This is a genomic window from Pseudoalteromonas sp. L21 (genome assembly GCF_021728035.1).
Lineage (GTDB): Bacteria > Pseudomonadota > Gammaproteobacteria > Enterobacterales > Alteromonadaceae > Pseudoalteromonas > Pseudoalteromonas arabiensis.
Map to the genome: position 1 here is coordinate 22,133 of NZ_JAKKCV010000008.1, position 21,880 is coordinate 44,012.

26 protein-coding genes are annotated in these 21,880 nt (G+C 42.0%); 17 read left to right on the forward strand and 9 right to left on the reverse strand.

All coding sequences use genetic code 11. The features are described 5' to 3' along the window. Positions 1 to 41: 41 nt before the first annotated feature. Entirely contained in the window at positions 42 to 635 is a 594-nt protein-coding gene (locus L3V41_RS18340) for a hypothetical protein (protein WP_193987967.1), read from the forward strand. Positions 636 to 637: 2 nt separating this feature from the next. Here the strand turns inward: L3V41_RS18340 and L3V41_RS18345 are convergent, their stop codons facing one another. Continuing rightward, positions 638 to 1,003, reverse strand: coding sequence for a hypothetical protein (locus tag L3V41_RS18345; protein WP_062568361.1), 366 nt, complete (start codon positions 1,001 to 1,003; stop codon positions 638 to 640). Positions 1,004 to 1,138: 135 nt separating this feature from the next. Between L3V41_RS18345 and L3V41_RS18350 the strand changes: the two genes are divergently transcribed. After that, positions 1,139 to 1,585, forward strand: a complete 447-nt coding sequence (locus L3V41_RS18350) for a TerB family tellurite resistance protein (RefSeq protein ID WP_237128258.1) — start codon at positions 1,139 to 1,141, stop codon at positions 1,583 to 1,585. 22 nt (positions 1,586 to 1,607) lie between these two features. Here L3V41_RS18350 and L3V41_RS18355 read toward each other — a convergent pair whose 3' ends face one another. After that, the gene (locus L3V41_RS18355; protein ID WP_062568359.1) at positions 1,608 to 2,177 is read right to left on the reverse strand and encodes an NAD(P)H-dependent oxidoreductase; all 570 of its coding nucleotides are present in this window, start codon (positions 2,175 to 2,177) and stop codon (positions 1,608 to 1,610) included. 132 nt (positions 2,178 to 2,309) lie between these two features. Here L3V41_RS18355 and L3V41_RS18360 point away from each other — a divergent pair, with 132 nt between their 5' ends. After that, positions 2,310 to 3,203 (forward strand): LysR family transcriptional regulator, encoded by an 894-nt coding sequence (locus L3V41_RS18360; RefSeq protein WP_193987966.1) that lies wholly within the window; start codon positions 2,310 to 2,312, stop codon positions 3,201 to 3,203. Here L3V41_RS18360 and norR read toward each other — a convergent pair. Next, a complete protein-coding gene (gene norR, locus L3V41_RS18365) occupies positions 3,200 to 4,765 on the reverse strand; it encodes a nitric oxide reductase transcriptional regulator NorR (protein WP_193987965.1) in 1,566 nt (521 codons plus the stop codon). The two genes, L3V41_RS18360 and norR, sit on opposite strands and share 4 nt — an antisense overlap. Positions 4,766 to 4,922: 157 nt before the next feature. Between norR and L3V41_RS18370 the strand changes: the two genes are divergently transcribed. Both L3V41_RS18370 and hmpA read left to right on the forward strand, forming a co-directional pair. Beyond that, on the forward strand, positions 4,923 to 6,155 hold the full coding sequence (locus L3V41_RS18370; protein WP_062568356.1) for an NnrS family protein: 1,233 nt from the start codon (positions 4,923 to 4,925) through the stop codon (positions 6,153 to 6,155). 28 nt (positions 6,156 to 6,183) lie between these two features. Further along, complete coding sequence (hmpA, locus tag L3V41_RS18375) at positions 6,184 to 7,347, forward strand: NO-inducible flavohemoprotein (protein WP_237128259.1); 1,164 nt, start codon at positions 6,184 to 6,186, stop codon at positions 7,345 to 7,347. A 33-nt stretch (positions 7,348 to 7,380) separates the two neighbouring features. Here hmpA and L3V41_RS18380 read toward each other — a convergent pair whose 3' ends face one another. The 4 genes from L3V41_RS18380 to L3V41_RS18395 all read right to left on the reverse strand — a co-directional run bounded on the left by L3V41_RS18380 (position 7,381) and on the right by L3V41_RS18395 (position 10,994). After that, positions 7,381 to 7,755 (reverse strand): hypothetical protein, encoded by a 375-nt coding sequence (locus L3V41_RS18380; protein WP_062568354.1) that lies wholly within the window; start codon positions 7,753 to 7,755, stop codon positions 7,381 to 7,383. Continuing rightward, entirely contained in the window at positions 7,748 to 9,373 is a 1,626-nt protein-coding gene (locus L3V41_RS18385) for a S41 family peptidase (RefSeq protein WP_237128260.1), read from the reverse strand. The genes L3V41_RS18380 and L3V41_RS18385 overlap by 8 nt, the downstream gene beginning before the upstream one ends. Positions 9,374 to 9,485: 112 nt before the next feature. Continuing rightward, positions 9,486 to 10,118, reverse strand: coding sequence for an endonuclease (locus tag L3V41_RS18390; protein WP_157066176.1), 633 nt, complete (start codon positions 10,116 to 10,118; stop codon positions 9,486 to 9,488). 156 nt (positions 10,119 to 10,274) lie between these two features. Next, positions 10,275 to 10,994, reverse strand: coding sequence for a hypothetical protein (locus L3V41_RS18395; RefSeq protein ID WP_237120347.1), 720 nt, complete (start codon positions 10,992 to 10,994; stop codon positions 10,275 to 10,277). 157 nt (positions 10,995 to 11,151) lie between these two features. Between L3V41_RS18395 and L3V41_RS18400 the strand changes: the two genes are divergently transcribed. Next, positions 11,152 to 11,532 carry a hypothetical protein gene (locus L3V41_RS18400; RefSeq protein ID WP_237128261.1) on the forward strand — a complete coding sequence of 127 codons (381 nt, stop codon included), beginning with the start codon at positions 11,152 to 11,154 and terminating at the stop codon, positions 11,530 to 11,532. Between the two features lie 5 nt (positions 11,533 to 11,537). Here the strand turns inward: L3V41_RS18400 and L3V41_RS18405 are convergent, their stop codons facing one another. Continuing rightward, positions 11,538 to 11,978 (reverse strand): hotdog fold thioesterase, encoded by a 441-nt coding sequence (locus tag L3V41_RS18405; protein WP_062568349.1) that lies wholly within the window; start codon positions 11,976 to 11,978, stop codon positions 11,538 to 11,540. Between the two features lie 161 nt (positions 11,979 to 12,139). Between L3V41_RS18405 and lexA the strand changes: the two genes are divergently transcribed. From lexA to L3V41_RS18430, 5 genes are all read left to right on the forward strand, one after another. Next, on the forward strand, positions 12,140 to 12,757 hold the full coding sequence (gene lexA / locus L3V41_RS18410) for a transcriptional repressor LexA (protein WP_062568348.1): 618 nt from the start codon (positions 12,140 to 12,142) through the stop codon (positions 12,755 to 12,757). Between the two features lie 512 nt (positions 12,758 to 13,269). Next, positions 13,270 to 14,412, forward strand: a complete 1,143-nt coding sequence (coxB, locus tag L3V41_RS18415) for a cytochrome c oxidase subunit II (protein WP_237128262.1) — start codon at positions 13,270 to 13,272, stop codon at positions 14,410 to 14,412. Next, complete coding sequence (gene ctaD, locus L3V41_RS18420) at positions 14,412 to 16,004, forward strand: cytochrome c oxidase subunit I (RefSeq protein WP_062568346.1); 1,593 nt, start codon at positions 14,412 to 14,414, stop codon at positions 16,002 to 16,004. Before coxB ends, ctaD begins: the two co-directional genes overlap by 1 nt. Next, positions 16,004 to 16,558 (forward strand): cytochrome c oxidase assembly protein, encoded by a 555-nt coding sequence (locus L3V41_RS18425; protein WP_193987958.1) that lies wholly within the window; start codon positions 16,004 to 16,006, stop codon positions 16,556 to 16,558. Before ctaD ends, L3V41_RS18425 begins: the two co-directional genes overlap by 1 nt. 11 nt (positions 16,559 to 16,569) lie before the next feature. Continuing rightward, on the forward strand, positions 16,570 to 17,445 hold the full coding sequence (locus tag L3V41_RS18430) for a cytochrome c oxidase subunit 3 (protein ID WP_062568344.1): 876 nt from the start codon (positions 16,570 to 16,572) through the stop codon (positions 17,443 to 17,445). Here the strand turns inward: L3V41_RS18430 and L3V41_RS20035 are convergent. Continuing rightward, positions 17,345 to 17,656: a DUF2909 domain-containing protein gene (locus tag L3V41_RS20035; protein WP_083515279.1), complete on the reverse strand. Its 312-nt coding sequence runs from the start codon at positions 17,654 to 17,656 to the stop codon at positions 17,345 to 17,347. The two genes, L3V41_RS18430 and L3V41_RS20035, sit on opposite strands and share 101 nt — an antisense overlap. A 14-nt stretch (positions 17,657 to 17,670) precedes the next feature. Here L3V41_RS20035 and L3V41_RS18440 point away from each other — a divergent pair, with 14 nt between their 5' ends. The 6 genes from L3V41_RS18440 to L3V41_RS18465 all read left to right on the forward strand — a co-directional run bounded on the left by L3V41_RS18440 (position 17,671) and on the right by L3V41_RS18465 (position 21,877). Next, positions 17,671 to 18,420, forward strand: coding sequence for an SURF1 family protein (locus tag L3V41_RS18440; protein ID WP_237128263.1), 750 nt, complete (start codon positions 17,671 to 17,673; stop codon positions 18,418 to 18,420). Beyond that, complete coding sequence (locus L3V41_RS18445) at positions 18,401 to 18,895, forward strand: transmembrane cytochrome oxidase associated protein (RefSeq protein WP_237128264.1); 495 nt, start codon at positions 18,401 to 18,403, stop codon at positions 18,893 to 18,895. The genes L3V41_RS18440 and L3V41_RS18445 overlap by 20 nt, the downstream gene beginning before the upstream one ends. A gap of 19 nt (positions 18,896 to 18,914) precedes the next feature. Further along, on the forward strand, positions 18,915 to 19,904 hold the full coding sequence (locus L3V41_RS18450; protein ID WP_062568341.1) for a COX15/CtaA family protein: 990 nt from the start codon (positions 18,915 to 18,917) through the stop codon (positions 19,902 to 19,904). A gap of 9 nt (positions 19,905 to 19,913) precedes the next feature. Next, entirely contained in the window at positions 19,914 to 20,822 is a 909-nt protein-coding gene (cyoE, locus tag L3V41_RS18455; RefSeq protein WP_062568340.1) for a heme o synthase, read from the forward strand. After that, a complete protein-coding gene (locus L3V41_RS18460; RefSeq protein WP_237114563.1) occupies positions 20,819 to 21,436 on the forward strand; it encodes an SCO family protein in 618 nt (205 codons plus the stop codon). The genes cyoE and L3V41_RS18460 overlap by 4 nt, the downstream gene beginning before the upstream one ends. 162 nt (positions 21,437 to 21,598) lie before the next feature. Further along, positions 21,599 to 21,877, forward strand: coding sequence for an STAS domain-containing protein (locus tag L3V41_RS18465; RefSeq protein WP_338053562.1), 279 nt, complete (start codon positions 21,599 to 21,601; stop codon positions 21,875 to 21,877). Positions 21,878 to 21,880 lie beyond the last annotated feature (3 nt).

Below are 21,880 nucleotides of genomic sequence, written 5' to 3' on the forward strand. Positions count from 1 at the left end.
TCGCTAGGCTAGGGTTAATATTTTTATTTTAGGAACACACCATGAAATACTTAGTGGCATCGGTGCTCGTGGCAGCATCATCAGTAGCGGCTGCGCGTCCTGCACCGTTAGTGTCAATTCCAAGCCATGATGGCTTTTTTGATAATATTGCAGCCCATTGTGGCAAAGCTTACGAAGGTAAAGTGAGCGTTGATAACGCGACAGGCCCCAGTTCATTTGCGGGTAAAAAGTTAGTGATGCATGTGCGTCGTTGTAATGAACGTGAATTGCAAGTGCCATTTCATGTGGGCGATGATGCGTCTCGTACATGGATCATCACAAAAACAGGCAGTGGTTTGAGTTTAAAGCATGACCATCGCCATAAAGATGGCAGCGATGATAAATCAACCATGTATGGGGGCCATACCCTTGATGCGGGTTTTGCTAATGCACAGTCGTTCCCGGCTGATCAATATTCAAAACAGTTGTTTGTGAGCCAAGGTATTCCACAATCAATGGGCAATACGTGGCAAATGTATATTTACCCCAAGCAATTTACGTATCGTTTAGTGCGAGAAGGGCGTGAGTTTCGCGTTGATTTTGATTTAACAAAGCCAATTACACCACCAAGTGCTCCGTGGGGGTATGAAGACTAGCGCTATTTAGCGTCATCCTCGCATTGTAAAACAACCGTTAAAGGTGGCTGGTAGGGGCGTGGTTTAGTGGGAAAGCGTTCATACTCCTGTACACCATCAGTCACTCTTAACATAAACGGTTTGTCTCTACATAAACGGCTGGCATGGCGCAGCAAAAATACGCTTTGATTGCGAAAGTGCTTGTAGTCATCAGACTGAATTTCGAGGTGGTAGCGGCCATCGGCTAATTTAGTTTGGTAGTAGTGGACTTCTTCATCAAAGTCGAAAAGTTTTTCTGTTTCGGTTTCTTCAGCGTATGCAGGGGAAAAGCCAGCGGTAAGTAAAAGGGCGCTGATTGATAATGCGAATATCGAACGGGGTTTGTTCATAAACACCTAACTCCATGTGATTGATGCAATAATTCTAGCGCGTGTTGTTGAACCATGAATTAGCTTCGACAGTCAAACTAGGGTAACGTTAGTTTATATCTTATACCTAGTCTAACACTCAAAAGGTAAAATGTGATGCTCAATAAAATAAAACAGCTATTTTCAGCGATGAACGATACTCAATCTAATATTAGTGAGCATGACCTAAAAACAGCGGTTGCCGCTTTATTAATCGAGGTTATGCGCGCTGACAGTGAATTACAAGATGATGAGCAACAAACACTGAATGACACCTTAAAGAAATATTTTTCTTTAACAGACGATGAGGTTCAGGAGCTCATTGATAGCGCCTCTAAAAATTTAGATGAAGCGATTGATTATTTTCAGTTTTCTAAACAAATAAATGCACAGTGTAGTGCTGAGCAGCGTATTGATATTATCGAGCTGTTATGGCGTTTAGCCTATGCTGATGGTGAATTAGATAAACATGAAGAGGTTGTGATCCGCCGTGTCGCTAGCCTCTTATATGTGACTCATGAAGATTTTATCGCTGCGAAACTGGCAGCGACAAAACTCAGCTAAGGGCTATTAAATTAAATCAGGCTTACTTATTTAATTTACTTGCCACACTAACAAGTTGTTGAGCTAGGCTGGCAACTTGTTCCGCTGTATCAGCATCATTAATGCGGCCCTGTTCATCTAATTTAGTGTGGATAGCAGACACAGCTAATTGATCTGCAAGTATTAAGCTGCCAATACCTGATAAAATATCACGCACGTGGTTTAAACCACGTAAGCCGCCTAAACCGCCTGGTGAAGAAGCATAGAGCGCGGTTACTTTATTACGAAATGCTGGTACCGCGCCTTGCTCAGTGCGAGATGCCCAATCGATAGCGTTTTTAAGTGGTGCCGTAATTGAGCCATTATATTCGGGGCTTGCCAGCAGAATGCCGTCTGCTGCACGAAGTTTATCTTTTAATAATTGTGCCCCAGCGGGTGTGCCTTGCGCTTCAATATCTTCATCAAATAACGGTAGGTCTAAATCGCTTAACTTAATGACTTCTACTTCTGCACCACTTTCGAGGGCGAAGCGTGCTGCCTCATTAATTAGTTTTTGGTTAAAGCTGTCTTTACGTAGGCTGCCTGCGAGGGCAATAATTTTTGGCGCTGTCATGAGGGGCTCCTTTTTAAGCTTCACTGTTGTTGATATAACCACTGTTGATATGCTCACTGTAGCAAAAAATAGCTTGCAGAAAAGCTAAATAAACGCAAAACTTATGTGCGTAAATGCACATGTGGAGCTGTTATGGCAATTCAATTTGATGATTGGCAAGATGTTAAGGTCGCTTATGAAGTAGCTAGACTAGGTACTTTAACGGCTGCCGCGGAGTCCTTGGGTGTTCATCACAGCACAGTACTAAGAAGAATCAACAATTTAGAAGATAACCTTGATGCACGGTTATTTCACCGCCATGCCCGTGGTTATACAGTGACAGAAATTGGCGCTAAGTTGTTTGCCACGGCTAAATCGATTAATGCAGAACTTGAAAAGCTCCATAACGATATTATTGCTGCTGACAGCCAGTTACGAGGCAGCTTATTATTAACCACGGTGAGTGGTTTTATTGATGTGCTCAGTGATGTTTGTGAGCAGTTCCAAAGTTTACACCCACAAGTGCAGCTTGAGGTTATTCTTGACCAAAATCGTCTACGACTCGACCATGGTCAAGCACATATTGCTGTTAGAGCGGGTCCGCGCCCTGATGAAGGCGATTATATTGCCCAGCATTTAGCGGAGTTATCGTCTGGGTTTTATGCCTCAAAAAGCTATATTGAAAAATATGGTATGCCAAAGAGTATTCAGCAGTTAGAGCAACATAGTTTTGTATCTGGAGTTGCAGGATATAATGGAAAAGTACCTTATTTTGCTTGGGTCGATGAGCACATAGCACCAGCACAAATCAAACTTAGAGTATCAGAAACATCAGAAGCAACCCGCGCTATTGTTAGGGGACTTGGTATTGGTGGCTTGCAGCACGAAGTGGCACAGCAGTATCCTGATTTAGTGCCAGTATTAGCAAAAGAACTTGCTTGGCCAACAGACCTTTGGCTGGTGACACATCATTTGGTGCACCGTACTGCTAAAGTGCAAGCTTTTAGTCAGTTACTAAAAGCTTACTTTAAAAAGCTAACAAGCTAGAGTGACTTTTTAACACTGATACCTAAGCGTTTCGCGAGTCGCACTAGATTGGCTCTATCCACTTTAAGGGTGCGTGCTGTGGCTGCCCAATTTAGATTATGCCGCTCAAGTTGCTGCATAATAAGTTGGTAGTTGAATGCTTCAGTGGCCTCTTTTAGCGACAGCTCTGGTAGCGCATTCTTGTGCTCTACTGCTGTATAGCTCTCCTTATTTGATAGCTGCTCAATATTACAGTGCGCAGGCTCTATAGTAATAATATCCTGCTGCCACTGTTGTTGCTTTGCTTTTAATGCTGCGCGACTAATGACGTGTTCAAGTTCTCTGACGTTGCCAGGCCAATCGTATTGACGCAATAATACTTGGGTGTCTACACTTAGCTTTAGTTGTTTTATCGCAAGCTTACGTGCAGTTTGCTCCACGAAAAAGCCAGCAAGTAAAATAACATCGTTATCACGGGCCCTCAGCGCTGGCACATTCAGCGGGTAAACACTCAGTCTATGAAACAGATCTGCTCGAAAACGCCCCTCTGCAACTTCTTGTTTTAAATCACGGTTTGTTGCAGCAATAACCCGTACATCGACATAATGAGTCTGATCTTCACCCACAGTTTGTATTTCACCACTTTGCAATACGCGTAGTAGTTTACTTTGCATCGCAAGGGGTAACTCGCCAATCTCGTCTAAAAACAGCGTGCCGCCATCGGCGAGTTGAAACTTTCCCTGACGAGCTGTATGTGCACCCGTAAAGGCGCCTTTACTGTGGCCGAAAAACTCGCTCTCAGCTAAATTCTCTGGTAATGAAGCACAGTTGAGATGAATAAGAGGCTGCTCGCGGCGTTTTGAATTTAAGTGAATATTGCGGGCAACCAGCTCTTTACCCACGCCCGTTTCACCTTGGATCAACACACTAAATTCGGATGCTGCGACCAATTGAATGTCATTTTTTAGTGCTTGTATTGCATGGCTATTACCTATGATCTCGACTCCTTCTCTGGTAAGAGCCGCAAGGTTAAGCTGTTGTGCAAGCTGATAGTTATGCTGCGCATGATGCTGATAGTGTTGCAAGGTTAATACACTTTCAACATGTGCAGAAATGAGCTGCATTAGTTGTTTTAACTCTGCGGAGTCTAAGTCATCAAATGCATATTCATCCAAGCTGTCAAATGTAATGACAGCCAGTAAATTCGGGTTTTTTTGGTGACTGCTATACAGTGGAATACCCATGCAGGCGTGTACGGGAAAATCACCATGTTTGCGCTTAAGTAAACCATCATAAGGGTCTGGTAACCCACATTCTTTGGCAAATTTTAATGGCTGAGTTGCTTGGCATATCTCATATAAACGTGGATGTTCGTCGATTTTAAAGCGTCTGCCTAACGTGTCATGTGATAAGCCTTGTAAGGCAACCGGTTTTAACACATCTCCTTTGTTAAGAAGTAGTGCGAGCGCATCACAGGCTATCCACTCGTTTATGCAATCCAGTAAATAATTAAAGTTTGTATATTCAGGGCTTACTCTTGCCAGTGCGATTGCAATATCGAGCATAGTCTTTTTACTCGCCATGTCATATTGACCTTATTGTGTTTTTTAATGTTATTAATGGTGAGTCATTTTGACTTTTTATTCAATATCCATTTTCTTATCTAATTGAAAATTAATGGCTTTTAATTTTGGCAAGGTGTGTGCAATAACAATGGCAATGATATCAGTGAGGGCGGTAATGAAAGTCATTAATTTAACAGAGCCAATGCCAAAAAAAGTAAAGGCTCATCAAGTCAGTGAATGGCCTATTTGGGCATTAGCGTTTAGGCCTTACTTTTTGGTTGCCGGTGTATTAGCCGTGGGCTCTATGAGTTACTGGTTACTCATGTTAAGTGGTTATGCCAACTGGCATTTAACTGTACCAGCTACGCTTTGGCATGCCCACGAAATGCTATTTGGTTTTTCAGGTGTTGTTGCTATGGGGTTTTTACTGACCGCGGCGCAAACGTGGACTGGCGTACCGAGTGTCAGTGGCAGCAAGCTTTGTCTAATGACTGGTGTGTGGTTATTAGCACGTTTGAGTTTCTTTTTACCTGCCATAATAACAGCGAATTTTAATTTATATGTAGTGGGAGTGTTTCAGCTTATATGGTGGTTAGCCGGCATCATTACCCTGAGTAATATGTTGCTCAAAGCAAGTAGTAAGCAGAATTACGTGTTTATTGTTATTGCCTCCATGCTATGTACTCTTAATATGATTTTTTTAGCATTGGTGGTTGCTGAAAAAATGCTCTTTGCGCTCAGTGTTGTGGATACCGCCGTGATTGTGATGACTTTATTGGTTGGTATTGTTGCAGGGCGTGTTGTGCCATTTTTCACTGCGCGAGGATTGAATCTTACCGAGCAAGTTCGTCTACCAAGGCTTGATAAACTGGTAGTGGTAAGCTCTTTATTTGCTATTACTTGGTTCTTTTTTAGTCAATTATTCTTTAATCAAATGAGCGTAGGTTGGGTTTTTGCTTGGCTTGCTTGTTTACATTTTTATCGCTGTGTTGCGTGGTGGCACAAGGGGATACTAAAAGTGCCTCTGTTATGGTCACTACACCTTTCATATTGGGCTTTGAGTATAGGTTTACTCTTAATTGCACTGAGCTCCTATAGTTCGTTCATTTTATTTAAAGATGCGCTGCATTTTATCACTGTAGGTACGGTTGGCTTAATGATCTTAGCTATGATGGTGCGTGTGTCTCATGGTCATACCGGCCGACCCCTAAAAGTGCCATTTATCATTACCCTAGCATTTGTATGTATTGCCGTTGCTGCGATTATACGCGCTCTGCTTATATCTGTAATAGGGCACCACTTGGCGTGGCAGCTGAGTGCAATGCTGTGGATAGCTGGTTTTTTATTGTTCTTATTTCATTGTGCGCCCATTTTAGTGAAACGTCGTGTAGATGGCCGCGTGGGTTAATTACTCCCTTTAAAATAGAGGAAATGATATGTTGTCTGAAAAAACGATCGAGATTGTTAAAAGTACAGTGCCATTGCTAGCAGAGGCAGGCCCTCAGGTTACTGAATACTTTTATGATCGTATGTTTAGTTATAATCCCGAGTTAAAAAACATTTTTAATATGAGCCATCAGCAATCAGGGCATCAGCAATTTGCGTTGTTTAATGCGTTAGCTGCCTATGCTGCGAATATTGATAACCTTACTGTTTTGAAAGATGCCTTAGCACGTATAAATCATAAGCATACTAGTTATCACATTTTGCCTGAGCACTATCCGATTGTAGGTGGTCACTTAATTGCAACACTTAAGGAGTTGCTGCCTGAGCAGTTTACTCCAGAGGTTGAATACGCATGGCGAGAAGCGTATGCACTGCTTGCAGATGTCTGTATTACAGAAGAAATGGCATTATACAACAAAACCAAGCAAGCCCAAGGAGGTTGGTTTGGTACACGTTTATTTACTATTTCACACAAGCAAATCGAGTCAGAGCATATTTGTAGTTTTACCCTGACTCCTTGTGATGGTAAAGCGGTGGTGTCGCATTTACCAGGGCAATATTTGGGTATTAAAGTTAAACCTGAAAACAGTGATAATACTCAAATTCGCCAATACTCTATTTCGCAGCAAAGTAATGGTGAAAACTACCGTATTAGCGTAAAGCAAGAAGGTTTAGTCTCCTACCATTTACATAGCTTGCGTGAAGGCGAGGTAATTGAAGTTTATCCTCCAGCAGGCGACTTTGTGCTTCGCGAAATCGACTCGCCTGTCGTATTGATTTCAGCAGGTGTTGGCCAAACACCGATGATGGCGATGCTTGAGACATTATTGAGCAAACAACATAACCAGCCAATTCATTACCTGCATGCATGCGACAGTGAGGCGCAATTTGCCTTTCATGAATATTTATCAAAGCAACAGCAAGCGTACCCTGCTTTTAATTGTGTTACTTGGTTTAAAGATGGCAAGGGAGGAGATTTTGCGGGCTTGATGGATGTTAACCACATCACCGATAACTTACCAATTAGCGAAGGGGACTTTTATCTGTGTGGTCCAATCGCCTTTATGGCTATGATAAAAGAGCAGCTACTAAGTTTAGGGGTTGCAAGTGAACGCATTCACTATGAGGTGTTTGGCCCTCACCAAACCCTATAACGAAAAGGGCGCAGCCTAAGCCGCGCCTGATTGTTAGTTAACTTCGCACTCTACATTAGGAAGTGGAATACGGCGCTCTTTTTTGGGGTAGTAAAGCAGGCATTGCTCGCCTGCTTTTTGCAACACAAACTTCTCAGAAGGAATTGAATGGGCGCCCATTATTGGCAAGCCATCAGGCCCTTTACCTGTACCATGATCAATTAACAGCACGGCACTTTTAGTGAACACATCATCAGCTAAGGTCACTAAAGCACCTCCTTTAGCTGACTGAATGGCTTGTTGTAACTCGGTAATCACGCCAGCATTGATACGAGTTAAGGTCGCATCTTGAGGCTGCTCAGCTTGGCTACTTTGACACGCAGTTAAACTCATCAGCAATGATGAAATAAAGAGGTATTTTTTACTCATCGCTATCTCCTTTTGCTGGTGTGGGGCGTGTTAAGTCCATATTCTCTTTATATAGTGGTTGTTTAGGAACGAGTGGTAAGCCTGTATCCGCTAACGCATTGACTGAGATGTTGGGCTGTTTGATTTTTGCCGTTTGAGTTGAAATAGGGCAGCGGTTATTTTCGATATGGAAAAGTGCTGTAGATAATAAGCCTTCGTTTTTATCGCCCAACTGGTGGTTAAAATCGTCTGCAGCCAGACAACCTTGCACGTCAGCGTCAAATTGCGGGGTCGGAGTCGGTCTTAAGCCATCTGAATATTCACCGAATCCCTGTTCATTCACACCTGAAAATTGAATAGTAAAGTAGGTTGTTGCACAGTTATGAGTCGGATTAAACCCGTATGGTTTACCACAGGTCTTATCACCAATTAGAATAACCTCTGCGTTGATGCCTTTAAGCCCATTAATAAATGCTTCTGATGCCGAGCAAGTTCCTTCAGTGCTAAGCACATACACTTTTGATAAGTTTAAATCGGGGAGTGTGTTGTTAGTCGCTTGAAACGTTGAATAATCAATTTCAAAGTCAATAAATGGAAAGGGCGTATCATTGGGTTGTTTGTCGTTTCGAATGGTTTGATAATAGTCAAAACCTCTACTATTGGCAGGGCCTGTAACCATATAAGCAAGTTGTGCAGAAAGAGCCAATACGCCACCACCGTTGTATCTAAAGTCAATTACAAGCTCATCGATCATATCGGTTTTGAACTTATTAACAGCATTAATAAGCTCAGGTTGGGCAATGCTTATATGACTATTAAACTGCATATAACCAACTTTGGTGCCATTTTCTGTGATCAGTGTATTCACATTTTGCACAGGGGTTTGGGTAATATTACCTGCTACCACATTGATTGATTTTTCAGTACCATCATTGCTTCGTAGTTTAAGGTTATGGGTGCTACCAGCTGTGGGGTTGAACAGTACTTCATTCAAAATTTCAATGCCGGCTTCGGTGTTGTCGTTGATACTTACATTATCCGCCGATAAAATCGTATCACCGCGTTGTAAACCTGCATTGGCGGCAGGTGAGCCATCCTCTAAATAGGCGATGCGTAGTACTCGAGGTGGTGTGTTACTAAGAAACGCCCAGTTGATTCCGTAGCCCGATACAACACCAGATTGCGACTCTTTGAAAAAATCTTCAGTTGGCTGACTAAAATGAAAGTTGTCTTTGTTAGCGCCTGAGTCTGTCGTTTGAAATGTTTTCAGTTGAGCGTAGTAGGCTGCAACTGAGCTAAAGTCATTAGGGTTGTTGTCTTCGATTTCATCGTACCAAAGGTATGTTTCATCACTCCATGAGCGTAACCACATTTTTTCTGTAAACTCAGAACCAGCAGTGTCGGGGTAAGGCTGATTTTCATTGAATGGATCATTTCCTGTGCGAGGGACGGCGCATTGATCTTTAAACTCGCTGGATGGCGCAAATGTACCAGCTGTCCAAACAGTGGAAGAGTTAGCGGGAGGTGGAGTTACTGTATCTGTGTCAGAGTCTAACGAACTACCCCCACCGCAAGCCGTTAAATAAAGGCTTGAAAAGAGAAAAAAAGTCGCCTGTGCGAGTGTGTTACTTTTAAACATGAGATTACTTTCCTGTAAACGATTGTTGAAAAAGTATCAATAAGTATACGCGATGACAATAAAGAGCGATCTAAATAGTGTAAATAAGTGTATAAATTTTCAGCGCATCATGTCAGTCTGCAGGTTCAAGTTTTTGCCATGCTTCAAAGAGCTTCTGTTGTTTGTTTGAAATAGCGAGTCCATAGGTTTTTTGCATATAGAAGTAAGTATCTGCAATGCGCTTTCGAGCATAAACTGGCGGTTCAACAACACGCTGTTTAAAGTCAACTTTAACAGGACATGCTCCGTACTGTTTGATGTTATTGGCTACCATACCAAAACGATAGTTAGAGCGATCAGCATTAATTTCACCGATGGCCGGTGCTAAGTTATTTATGTCAGCTTCCATTTGACGAAACTTTTTACTCACTTTTCGGCAATTTTTTCTACCACCTTCTTGCCAGCACTGCAGTTGATGACCAAACTCCCAAGCAGGTACAATATGCTCCCACTCAATACGGTGTGCCCGTATATTTTGTTTACCAGAACGAGTGACAGCATTTCGCGGCAGGTAGCCGCATCGCGTTGGATCAGGCACTAACTTTTTACCTTCACGTTTTATATCACAATCACAATATAGGCTCTTAGTGTCGTTTGGTAAGGTCTTTATTAGATATTTTTTGGCACTAGAAAAGCTAGAAAACTGCTCCGCAGAGGCAGTAAAACACACCCCAAGGCAAAATAGTAAAGAGAAAAATAAACGCATATCCATCACATGTGTGAACTACAGGATTTGCTATTGTAGAGTGATAGCTCTAAAAGAAAAAGAGTTTGATTGTTATCGAGATAATCAGTTCGGACAGTTCAAACTTCGACAAGTTATAAGCAAGGCACCAAAACAGTGGTGCCGATGCTGGTAGGATTATTTACTGATAATTGAAATTGACTTACGGCGTTTTATACGTAGGTTTTGTAGTAATAATAAAATGCCAGAAAGACAAAACAGTACGCTGGTGGCTGCAAAGCTTATAAGTAAGGGGTTATTAAAGTCCTCGCGCTCGTCGTAATCCATAATATGCAACATCCAGAAAAAGTCGAAAATACGCCAAATAGTGCTGCGTACTGTAATGACCTTACCTGTAGCGCTATCTAAATACAGGGTGGTTGTCAGCCAGTCATCAAAGCTGACTTGCCAAACATTCGCTTTGTATGCAATTTCTCTGGGTCCTTTTGCTAAAAGCTGTACTTGAGAGGTCTTTGCACTAATGAGTAGGTGTGCTTTAGCATTTTCAATAATCTCAGATTCACTTGGCCTAGCCATTGCCTCACCCGTTATACCATCAAAGGTAAATGTACCGTTTAAAGTGGCAATTTCAATAGTGGGTTTTGTGAGTAAGTGGCTGTATTTTATATCACTAATTTGCTCAAACTGAGTTGTTATTGCATCAATTGATGCCATGTAATCATGTACTTTAAATGGATTACTGAGGCTGCGTTTAGCTAAGTGTTTGCCATGTACTTTTTCAAGTGGAATGGCGCTCATTACCAAGCCACCCAGCAGCCAAAAAAAGATTTGTATGGCGAGCAAGTAACCTAACCATTTATGCACTTTGCGGGCATATTTGAACATACGTTTATTCATAGAAAACCACTTGTTATTTTTGTATAGGCGCTATTGTAAAAGCTTAAATTAGGCTGCCAATGCGGCATAATGTCGCATTAACTGTATTCTAGATTTGGTATATAGACAAAACTGCGTTAAAGTTCCAATCGCTATTAATAGAGGGTAAAACGAAGGTATGTCGGAAATTCAATTTTTAAATGTAGACTTGGAGCTTGAATCAAAACACGATATAAGTGCACTGGTGGCTGATTTAAAGAAAAACGCCATGGTCTTACATTATGACAAAGATGAATATCGTCAACTTGCTCGTATTGAAGCAACAGCTGACATTAGCACGCCAGATAAAGCAATTAATCAATTATGCGAATTAATTGAGTCATGTTCACGCAATGCATTGAAACAGTGGCTTTCGTGTTCAAAACGAACATTTGATATTGGTTTTGAGTCAGGTGACTCGCCAAAATGTTTTAATCAAGCCCTGCACGCAGATACCTTATTACGTATTTCTGCCATTGGCGCAGGGCTCGAAATTACCATCTACCCGGTTCAGAGCTAAGCTCGCTATCTTCGTTCTACCACTGCTGCGGTCATACGTGATACGCAGCACAGTTCACCTGCCGCATTACTAATTTTAATTTCCCAAACCGATGTTCTTTTCCCTAGATGAATAGGGCGTGTAATTGCTGTAAGTACGCCTTTGCGTGATGCTTTGAGGTGATTGGCATTTATCTCTTGGCCGACACAATAAAACTTTTCGAAGTCAACAACAAAATTTGCCGCATAACTGGCCACAGTCTCAGCTAGCACAACATTTGCGCCTCCGTGTACCATCCCCATTGGATTATGGTGGGCTGGTATAGCGGGCATGGTGGCAACTAGGTAGTCATCACCAATTTCGGTTATTTCAATGCCCATGGTTTTCATTAAAGTTCCTTCACCTGTAATGCCTTGTGCAAATTGCTGGCATTGCTCCAAAGTGATTGGCTGATGCCAAATGCTCATGGTATTTCCTTAGCAAGCTAATTAAAGCTACTACCTTATTGCATATAACTGTGCTGTTCAATGTTAGTTTTGTAGCAAAATGAGGTGGCTAATTTAAATTTGCGATTTTCAGATAACTGTATATACTCACAGTTAAATGTACTGTATGGAAAACCAGTTGTATGCGCCCATTAACGAAACGCCAATCGCAAATATTAGAACTCATTAAAGTATTTATTAAAGATACAGGCATGCCGCCAACTCGTGCCGAAATAGCTCAAACGCTTGGTTTTAAAAGTGCCAATGCTGCTGAAGAACATCTTAAAGCGCTGGCTAAAAAAGGCATGATAAAAATGAAGCCTGGTGCGAGTCGAGGTATTCAGTTAGTTGAAGAAGATGAGCCAGAACAACTAGGACTCCCTTTAATTGGTCGTGTTGCCGCAGGTGAGCCAATTTTAGCGCAGGAACATGTAGAGAGCCATTGTCAGGTTGATCCATCTTTGTTTAAGCCCGCTGCAGATTTTTTACTACGTGTTAATGGCATGAGTATGAAAGATATAGGCATTATGGATGGTGATTTACTGGCAGTACACAGAACACAAGTGGCTGAAAATGGTCAAGTTGTCGTTGCGCGTGTTGATGAAGATGTGACTGTAAAACGCTTAGAAAAAGCAGGTCGAAAAGTCCTCCTACATGCAGAAAATGACGAGTTTGCACCGATTGAAGTTGATCTCGAACACGAATCTTTCAATATTGAAGGATTGGCAGTTGGCGTTATTCGTAATGCTGATTGGATGTAACGCTAATATACTTAAGTAACTTTAGTGTTCTCAGTCACGCTCGTTTTTTGTTTTGATGTATTGTACTGAGTAAGATGTTTCCAAAATGGTGCGTCAAACTGATTTAATTTGGTGCGACGCCGCTTTTTACCTATTTAGCATCGATTTGTGACCCCTTAGCGTTGCTGGGAGTCCATGTATAGCGCAGTTTTCCTTTCTTTTTGAGTTTTTGCTCTTCCCCTTTTTTACAAATAACGCTCTGATTATAGTTGTTATTTTTGCACCAAAATAAACATTTCTTAGATTAAAAACTTGCTTATTGTTCATTTTTTAACTAATTGGTTAATACATTGTGTTAACACCGTTTTACTAAAAAGACACAAAATAATGTGCTGTGGTGTTAAACGATGAGCTTGTATCAGATTTCTGTCGTGTTGGTACGTGTTTGCTCTTAACAATAAAAATACGAATGGGCACCTAGCTGTACGCCTTTTCGCTTTGCGTCTTGCAATAGCATTTAAAGGAGCTGTCACATGGGTAAAATGCGTTATGCCTTGTGGCTTATATTAGTGTCTCTACCGCAGTTAGCATTGGCAAATAGTCAATTTAATATGCGTAAAGGGGTAACTGATATAAGTAATAATGTTTATGAGTTACACATGACGATATTTATTATCTGTTGTGTAATCGGCGTCATCGTTTTTGCGGTGATGTTTTGGGCTTTAATACATCATAGAAAATCAAAAAGGGCAAAGCCTGCCCAATTTCATGAAAGCACAAAAGTTGAAATTCTTTGGACTGCCATTCCGTTTGTGATTTTAATTGCCATGGCTGTGCCTGCCACAAAAACCTTAATCGCCATGGAGGATGCCTCTAAGGCGGACATCACCATTAAGGTCACGGGCTCTCAATGGAAATGGCATTACGAATATATGGGTGAAGATATTGCCTATTACTCGATTTTGTCGACACCAAAAGATCAAATAGATAACCAAGCTGAAAAGACAGCAAATTACTTACTTGAAGTCGACAAGCCGCTGGTTCTTCCTATCAATAAAAAAGTACGCTTTTTGATGACTTCTGACGATGTTATTCACTCTTGGTGGGTTCCTGATTTTGCGGTGAAAAAAGATGCAAATCCGGGCTTTATCAATGAAGCATGGACACGAATTAACGAACCTGGTGTTTACCGGGGTCAATGTGCTGAGCTGTGTGGTAAAGATCATGGCTTTATGCCTGTTGTGGTTCAAGCATTACCTGAAGATGAGTTTGCAACTTGGTTAGCTGATGCCAAGCAAGAAAAAGCGAATGCGGCAGCAGCGGATGCTGCATTACTTGATCAAACACTTGCGAAAGAAGAGTTAATGACACTAGGTGAGCAAGTCTACATGGCTAGCTGTGCAGCATGTCATCAGCCAACAGGTATGGGGCTACCAGGCGTATTTCCTGCGCTTAAAGGCAGCCCTATTGTACTAGGTGATGTTAAAGATCACATTGATATTGTGCTTCATGGCAAGCCTGGTACAGCAATGCAAGCATTCGATAAACAGCTTTCAATTAAGCAGCTTGCAGCTGTCATTACGTATAAACGAAATGCTTGGGGCAATGATACGGGTGATGTTATCCAGCCGAGTCAAATTCAAGCAGCAATTGATGCAGCAGCGGAGGCGAACTAATGAGTAACGTTATTAATGAGCAAGCCACTGAGCATGCGCATCACGACCATCACCCTGCTAAGGGTTTCAAGCGTTGGTTATATACAACAAACCATAAAGATATTGGTAGTTTATACCTCATTTTCTCACTAACCATGTTTCTAATTGGTGGTGCGATGGCAATGGTGATCCGCGCAGAGCTTTTCCAGCCGGGTTTGCAACTTGTTGATCCACACTTTTTTAATCAAATGACGACAGTACATGGTTTGATCATGGTATTTGGGGCTGTTATGCCTGCCTTTACTGGATTGGCCAACTGGATGGTGCCAATGATGATTGGTGCACCTGATATGGCTTTGCCAAGGATGAATAACTGGAGTTTCTGGATTCTACCTTTCGCCTTTTTAATCCTGTTAGCTTCATTGCTTATGCCTGGTGGTGGCCCTGCATTCGGTTGGACTTTTTATGCGCCACTGTCGACTACTTATAGTAACGATAATACAGCGCTTTTTGTGTTTGCTGTACATATCATGGGTATTAGCTCAATCATGGGGGCGATTAACGTTATCGTGACCATTGTGAACTTAAGAGCCCCAGGCATGACATGGATGAAGCTGCCACTGTTTGTTTGGACATGGTTGATCACCGCATTCTTATTGATTGCTGTGATGCCTGTGCTTGCCGGTGCGGTGACCATGGTGCTTACGGATAAATACTTTGCCACCAGCTTTTTTGATGCCGCAGGGGGGGGCGACCCTGTGATGTTCCAACATATTTTTTGGTTCTTTGGGCACCCTGAGGTGTATATCATGATTTTGCCGGCGTTCGGTATTATCTCTACTATCGTGCCGACTTTCTCACGTAAAAAGCTATTTGGTTATGCCTCTATGGTGTATGCAACTTCATCGATTGCGCTGCTTAGCTTTATCGTATGGGCACATCACATGTTCACCACAGGCATGCCGGTGGCCGGTGAGCTGTTCTTTATGTACGCCACGATGTTGATTTCGGTACCGACAGGCGTAAAAGTGTTTAACTGGGTCGCTACCATGTGGCGAGGGTCAATTAGTTTTGAAATCCCCATGATGTTTGCCATTGCTTTTATCGTATTGTTCACCTTGGGAGGTTTCTCTGGCTTGATGCTTGCGATCACACCTGCTGATTTCCAATATCATGATACTTATTTTGTGGTCGCTCACTTCCACTATGTACTCGTTACAGGCGCAGTGTTCTCTATTATGGCAGGAGCCTATTACTGGCTGCCAAAATGGACTGGCAATATGTATAACGAAACCTTGGCTAAATGGCATTTCTGGTTATCACTAATTAGTGTCAATGTGCTGTTTTTCCCGATGCATTTTGTTGGCCTTGCGGGCATGCCACGTCGTATCCCTGATTATGCTCTGCAATTTGCAGACTTTAACGCCATTATTAGTATTGGTGGGTTTGCGTTTGGCCTTTCACAATTACTATTCGTGCTGGTGGTATTTAAATGTGCCAGAGGTGGTGACAAAGCGCCTGCAAAAGTATGGGATGGTGCAGAGGGGTTAGAGTGGGAAGTTGATTCTCCCGCACCTTACCACACCTTTGAGACACCGCCGGAGATTAAGTAATGAATCATGCACCTTTGCTCAAAAAGCTCCTGCTAGCATGCCTTGGTATGTTTGCATTTGCCTTTGCATTGGTGCCGCTTTACGACGTGTTTTGTGATGTTACGGGCTTAAACGGCAAACCTTCTCTTGAGAAGGCTGTAGTGAGTGACACAGTTAATACTGAGCGTTCTGTAGATGTAAGCTTTACAACACATGCACAAAGCGGTGCACCATTCAAAGTTGAGTCCCAGCAGTACAGTGTCGCTGTGCAGCCAGGCGCTATGCGTGAAGTTAAGTTTAGCGCTAAGAATACCAGCAACACAGACAAAATAATGCAAGCAATCCCCTCGGTATCGCCAGGAAAAGCAGCTAAATACTTACACAAAATAGCCTGTTTTTGCTTCGATCAACAGCCTATGAAAGCAGGTGAAGAAATCGAGTTTACTTTACTATTTTATGTCGATACTGAGCTACCGGATGATGTTGAAGAGCTGACATTGTCCTATACCGTGTTTGATATTAGCGGGCAGGTTGTGGCTAAAAACGATGAAGCCGCCAAGCTAATTGCTAATTAGGAGCAAACAAAATGAGTCAGAATTACGAAAAATATTATGTACCAGCTGAAAGCCCGTGGCCGATTGTCGGTGCAATTGCGATGTTTTTAATTGCTGTTGGCGCTGGTTTAACTGTGATGCAAGTCAGTGGCGAAGGCAACAGTGGTCAATATGTATTGTATTTAGGCATTGCGATATTAATTTATATGGTTTTTAGCTGGTTTAGAAACGTTATTGAAGAGTCGCATAAAGGGCTTTACTCAGCACAAATGGACCGTTCATTCCGACAAGGCATGAGCTGGTTTATATTTTCTGAAGTAATGTTTTTTATGGCATTTTTTGGTGCACTTTTTTATGCCCGTATGATTTCTGTACCTTGGTTGGGTGGGGCTGGTAACAATGCCATGACCAATGAAGTACTTTGGCCAACCTTTGAAGCCGTATGGCCTCTTTTAACCACCCCCAGTGGTGACACAACACAGGCTATGGGCTGGCAAGGGCTCCCATTAATTAATACCCTTATTTTACTTACCTCCTCGGTCACTATTCACTTTGCTCATGTGGCAATGGAAAACAATAAGCGTGGTGCACTAAAAGTATTCTTATCGCTAACCGTGTTATTAGGTGTCGTTTTTTTAGGCTTACAAGTATATGAATATATGCATGCTTATCAGGATCTCGGTTTAACCCTAGATGCGGGTGTATATGGCAACACGTTCTTTTTATTAACTGGTTTTCACGGTATGCACGTGACCTTGGGGACGGTCATTCTGTTTGTCGTACTGTTGCGTATATTCAAAGGTCATTTTAGTAGTGAAAAGCATTTTGCGTTTCAGGCCGCAGCTTGGTATTGGCATTTTGTTGATGTGGTTTGGCTGTGTTTATTTGTATTTGTGTATGTGCTGTAGCGTGACGAAGAGGTGATGGGTTGGTGTGAATAAAGCCCAATTTCATTGCGGCAATAATGATCACCAACACAACAACAGAGAAAAGTACTCTGCGTCCTAAATAGTGTGACATGGGTCGTGCGGTCTGTTTTGCTGACATCATTACAAACAGTGCTCGAAAAAGGTTAAACACAATATATAACAATAACAACACAATGATGATTTTTATCATTTTAGGTTTCCTTGATGCAGTTAATTTTATGGCGTAAACAAAAGCTTAGTTCAATTATCGCAATTTGCGTTGTGGTGTTTGCGGTGCTGATTTGTTTGCGTTTAAGTGTTTGGCAGTATCAACGCGGCGAGCAAAAGCAGCAGCAATTAAGTCAGCTCGCTGTATCAAGCCAACAAGGTGTTATGGATTGGCAAGCACTGCAAAGCTTACCCGATGGTGTTAACAAAACGGGCTTACAGGTCAAAGTCTCTGGGGTGGTTAATAAACAACATTACTGGCTACTTGATAATCAAATATATCAAGGGCAAGTAGGTTATGACTTACTTGCAGCTGTAAGCATCAAAGGAGAGACAGCCCCTTTAATTGTTAATTTTGGTTGGCTCAAAGCCCCTGCTAATCGTAATCAATTGCCATCAGTGGCTTGGCCTAGCAGTGCGCTCATTACAGCGACAGTTCAAATAAAACAAGGCCAGCTGCAAGGCTTTACTTTAGCGGATGACATTGGTGCAGAAAGTGGCTGGCCCAAACGTATTCAGGGAGTCGATTTAGCCATCTTTAGTCGTCAACTAGAGCAGCCGTTACACGCCTTTATTGGTTATCGTAAAGAAGCAGGCGGCTTAGCAACCCCCCATTACAAAAGTGTTGTGATGGGTCCTGATAAACATTACGCCTATGCAGTGCAATGGCTGCTAATTGGCTTGGCCTGTGCTGTTATTGCGTATTTTGCGATGAGAAGGAGACATCATGAAAATAAATCCACTTAGTTTGTTTGCTCTGTGTTGTTTTGTGCCCCTTATTCTGGCCTTTGCAGCATTAAAGCTTGAGTGGTTGCCAAGTGGCTCTAGTAATCATGGTGAGCTGTTAAAGACCGAAGTAAAACTCGCTGATTGGCAGCAAGGAGACCCTAAGCAATGGACAATTGCACTTAACTATCCAGATGATTGCCAATTAAGGTGTGAAGAGCAGCTTGCGAGTCTTGAAAACTTATACGTTGCGTTAGGGAAAAACCAGCAAAAAGTGGATGTTGCTGTGTTAAGTCGGCAGCAAAAAACAGCAGCGAATTGGCGCCATTTAGAAGAAAACGCAGATCTTCAAGCGGGGGACTTATATTTAGTCGATCATATGGGACTGGTTGTTTTGCATTACCCCTATAAAAAAGAACCTGAAGAGAATCGGTTAATTCAAAAAGGCTTACTGAAAGATTTAAAAAAACTACTCAACTACGCACGTTCAAGTTAATACTCGGTAAGGGGCAATAATGTATAAAAATTATAAATATTTAGTCTTATTTACGTGTTTTCTATCTGTTTTAGTGGTGGGGCTTGGGGCATATACGCGGTTAAGTGATGCAGGGCTCGGTTGCCCTGATTGGCCAGGGTGTTACGGGTTTTTAACTGTGCCAAAGCATGAAACTGCACTTTTGCATGTTGAGCAGAATTATCCAGATATGATGTTTGAAGCAGCAAAAGCATGGAAAGAAATGATTCATCGCTATTTTGCAGGAGCATTAGGTCTATTTATATTGGCGTTGTTTGTATTTGCTTGGCTGAAACGTCAATACCCCACTACCCCAGTGAAACTACCGCTAGCACTTTTATTGCTGGTGGTTTTTCAAGCGGCTCTAGGAATGTGGACAGTGACCATGAATCTGCAACCTTTGGTTGTTATGGGGCATTTATTGGGTGGGTTTAGCATTTTATCTTTAGTATTTTTACTATATTTGCGGCTGACCTCTAAGCCTATTACTGGCGGTGATGCAGGGGCGAGGCCTTATTACAGATTAGCGCTGATAGGGTTAGTGGTGTTGGTATTACAGATAGCTTTAGGCGGTTGGCTTGCGGCTAATTATGCAGCCCCGCACTGTAATGGTTTACCACTATGTAGTTACGGGCAGCCGTTTTCACTCTCAAGTGTGTTTCAGCTGCCGCTCGAGCACAGTACCTATGAGTATGGCGTGTTATCGCAACAGGCACGCATGTCTATACATTTACTACATCGCATATGGGCACTGGTAACCTGTGTGGTGCTTGCGTTGATTATGTGGCGAATCTTTTCGAAATCCTATTCTCGAAAGATCAAGCACTGCACTGTAACAGTACTGGTGGCCTTGTTATGCCAGATTTGCTTGGGTCTTGCCGTCGTGCATTGGCATTTTCCATTAGGCGTCGCACTTGCTCATAACTTAATGGCGGCGTTGTTGCTTTTGAGCATGGTTAGACTTTGTTTTCATCTAAAAGCAAGAACTTAGGAGGCTGGGATGGCACTTATTTTAACAACTGAAAAATCAGTAACAGCGCAGATCACTGAATTACTGAAGGACTATCTAGCAATAAGCAAATTTAAAGTTGTTGCGATGTTAGTACTCACAGCTTGGGTAGGATTAGCACTTGCCCCTGATATGGGAAGAGATGTATTTGTTCAATTAGCAAGTCTACTAGGCATAGGTTTATTATCTGCAGCTGCGGCAGTAATAAATCATGTCGTTGATAGTGAGATTGATAGCAAAATGGCACGCACACGACATCGTCCTGTGGCAAAAGGCCGCTTAAGTAAGCTACATGCTCTTAGTTTTGCCGCCATCATAGGTGTGCTTGGGTTTATTATGTTGATGATCTGGGCGAATACGTTAACTGCTGTGCTTACGCTGTTTGCTTTGGTTGGCTATGCTTTTATCTATACTTCTTTTTTAAAACGAGCAACCCCACAAAATATTGTCATCGGTGGACTTGCTGGTGCGATGCCTCCTTTATTAGGCTGGGTATCAGAAACAGGGCACATGGCAGCTGCGCCTTGGTTATTAGTGATGATTATTTTTACTTGGACGCCGCCGCACTTCTGGGCGTTGGCTATTGCGCGTAAAAGTGATTACGAGCGAGCAAAAATCCCTATGTTACCTGTCACTCACGGCATTGAGTTTTGCAAAACATGTGTAGTGGCATATTCAATTTTATTGGCCTTAGTATGTGTATTGCCTTACCTAATAGGTATGTCGGGGATTATTTATTTATTTGCTGCAAGTGCTCTAAATGCGGTTTTTATTTATAAAGCGCTAAAACTAAAGTTTGCGCCTAAAGAGGGTACGGCAATGGACTTATTTCGTTTTTCAATCGTACATTTAATGCTACTCTTTATCGCCCTATTTATTGATAAGTGGTTTCTTGTATGAAGCATTTTTTAGCTGTGCTAATGGCATGCCTTAGTCTTATTATGATCGGTTGCGGTAGTGAGAAGTCTGCCCCTGATGTTTCTGCGCTTGTGTATGAGAAGGCAAAGCCAATTAGCCCTTTTTTATTAACCGACCAACATGGAAATCCTGCCGATAATAGTCAGTTAAAGGGGCATTGGAATTTACTGTTTTTAGGCTACACCAGCTGTCCTGATATCTGCCCTATGACACTGGCAAAACTTACAAGTGTACAAAAGCAATTAAGCAAGGATTATGACGTACAGGTGTGGTTTGTTGCCGTCGATCCAAAGCGAGATACAACGGCTAAACGTAAAGCTTATATTGATTATTTTAATACTGATTTTTTAGCTGTATCAGGGTCGCATAAACAGCTATTTCCCTTTGTGCGGGAGCTTGGCTTAATTTATGCGATTAATGATAGCGATGAGCAAGAGTATGCTGTCGACCATAGTGCTTCGGTGGTGATGGTTGATCAAGCTGGGGCTGTGCGAGCGATTTTTAAACCTGAATTTAAGCAAGGTAGTGTGCCTTTGATTAATGCCAAAACATTAACGCAAGAGTTTAAGGAAATTGCTGACTATTATGCTTTATAACTTGTATAGAGCAGTAAAGTATTTTGAAAGAGAGCAGATGCTCTCTTTTTTTATTTTTCCTCTAAGCTATTAAAAAAAATTACTATTTTTTAATTTAAAAAATGGCAATTTTATTAACTCAGTCTAAGCTTTTGTTATGAATTATTAAAAGCCGTGAAGAGCGTGTTAATGATAAAGCTTCCTACTGAACTCGCAATTACTCAGGTTGAGTCGTTACACCAAGATTTACTACAAGAGTTGTCGTCAAATGATGATATATGTCTTGATATCAGTGAAGTAACGAGAGCCGATACTGCGTCAGTACAGCTGCTGTGTGCATTACAAAAACATTTGCTTTCGGTTCAGCATAAAATTATTTGGGTTGGACAAAGCGAACCATTGCAACAGGCAATTAATAGTTTGGGATTAAGTCATTACCTTGTGCTTGAAAATACCAATTAAGAG

Coding starts and splice junctions, on each gene's coding strand:
- L3V41_RS18345 (WP_062568361.1), bottom strand. CDS start 1,003: ATGAACAAACCCCGTTCGATATTCGCATTATCAATCAGCGCCCTTTTA.
- cyoE (WP_062568340.1), top strand. CDS start 19,914: ATGGCACTTATTTTAACAACTGAAAAATCAGTAACAGCGCAGATCACT.
- L3V41_RS18370 (WP_062568356.1), top strand. CDS start 4,923: ATGAAAGTCATTAATTTAACAGAGCCAATGCCAAAAAAAGTAAAGGCT.
- L3V41_RS18385 (WP_237128260.1), bottom strand. CDS start 9,373: ATGTTTAAAAGTAACACACTCGCACAGGCGACTTTTTTTCTCTTTTCA.
- ctaD (WP_062568346.1), top strand. CDS start 14,412: ATGAGTAACGTTATTAATGAGCAAGCCACTGAGCATGCGCATCACGAC.
- L3V41_RS18405 (WP_062568349.1), bottom strand. CDS start 11,978: ATGAGCATTTGGCATCAGCCAATCACTTTGGAGCAATGCCAGCAATTT.
- L3V41_RS18400 (WP_237128261.1), top strand. CDS start 11,152: ATGTCGGAAATTCAATTTTTAAATGTAGACTTGGAGCTTGAATCAAAA.
- L3V41_RS18425 (WP_193987958.1), top strand. CDS start 16,004: ATGAATCATGCACCTTTGCTCAAAAAGCTCCTGCTAGCATGCCTTGGT.
- L3V41_RS18350 (WP_237128258.1), top strand. CDS start 1,139: ATGCTCAATAAAATAAAACAGCTATTTTCAGCGATGAACGATACTCAA.
- norR (WP_193987965.1), bottom strand. CDS start 4,765: ATGGCGAGTAAAAAGACTATGCTCGATATTGCAATCGCACTGGCAAGA.
- L3V41_RS18445 (WP_237128264.1), top strand. CDS start 18,401: ATGAAAATAAATCCACTTAGTTTGTTTGCTCTGTGTTGTTTTGTGCCC.
- lexA (WP_062568348.1), top strand. CDS start 12,140: ATGCGCCCATTAACGAAACGCCAATCGCAAATATTAGAACTCATTAAA.
- L3V41_RS18430 (WP_062568344.1), top strand. CDS start 16,570: ATGAGTCAGAATTACGAAAAATATTATGTACCAGCTGAAAGCCCGTGG.
- L3V41_RS20035 (WP_083515279.1), bottom strand. CDS start 17,656: ATGATAAAAATCATCATTGTGTTGTTATTGTTATATATTGTGTTTAAC.
- hmpA (WP_237128259.1), top strand. CDS start 6,184: ATGTTGTCTGAAAAAACGATCGAGATTGTTAAAAGTACAGTGCCATTG.
- L3V41_RS18450 (WP_062568341.1), top strand. CDS start 18,915: ATGTATAAAAATTATAAATATTTAGTCTTATTTACGTGTTTTCTATCT.
- L3V41_RS18340 (WP_193987967.1), top strand. CDS start 42: ATGAAATACTTAGTGGCATCGGTGCTCGTGGCAGCATCATCAGTAGCG.
- L3V41_RS18380 (WP_062568354.1), bottom strand. CDS start 7,755: ATGAGTAAAAAATACCTCTTTATTTCATCATTGCTGATGAGTTTAACT.
- L3V41_RS18355 (WP_062568359.1), bottom strand. CDS start 2,177: ATGACAGCGCCAAAAATTATTGCCCTCGCAGGCAGCCTACGTAAAGAC.
- L3V41_RS18395 (WP_237120347.1), bottom strand. CDS start 10,994: ATGAATAAACGTATGTTCAAATATGCCCGCAAAGTGCATAAATGGTTA.
- L3V41_RS18440 (WP_237128263.1), top strand. CDS start 17,671: ATGCAGTTAATTTTATGGCGTAAACAAAAGCTTAGTTCAATTATCGCA.
- L3V41_RS18390 (WP_157066176.1), bottom strand. CDS start 10,118: ATGCGTTTATTTTTCTCTTTACTATTTTGCCTTGGGGTGTGTTTTACT.
- L3V41_RS18460 (WP_237114563.1), top strand. CDS start 20,819: ATGAAGCATTTTTTAGCTGTGCTAATGGCATGCCTTAGTCTTATTATG.
- L3V41_RS18360 (WP_193987966.1), top strand. CDS start 2,310: ATGGCAATTCAATTTGATGATTGGCAAGATGTTAAGGTCGCTTATGAA.
- coxB (WP_237128262.1), top strand. CDS start 13,270: ATGGGTAAAATGCGTTATGCCTTGTGGCTTATATTAGTGTCTCTACCG.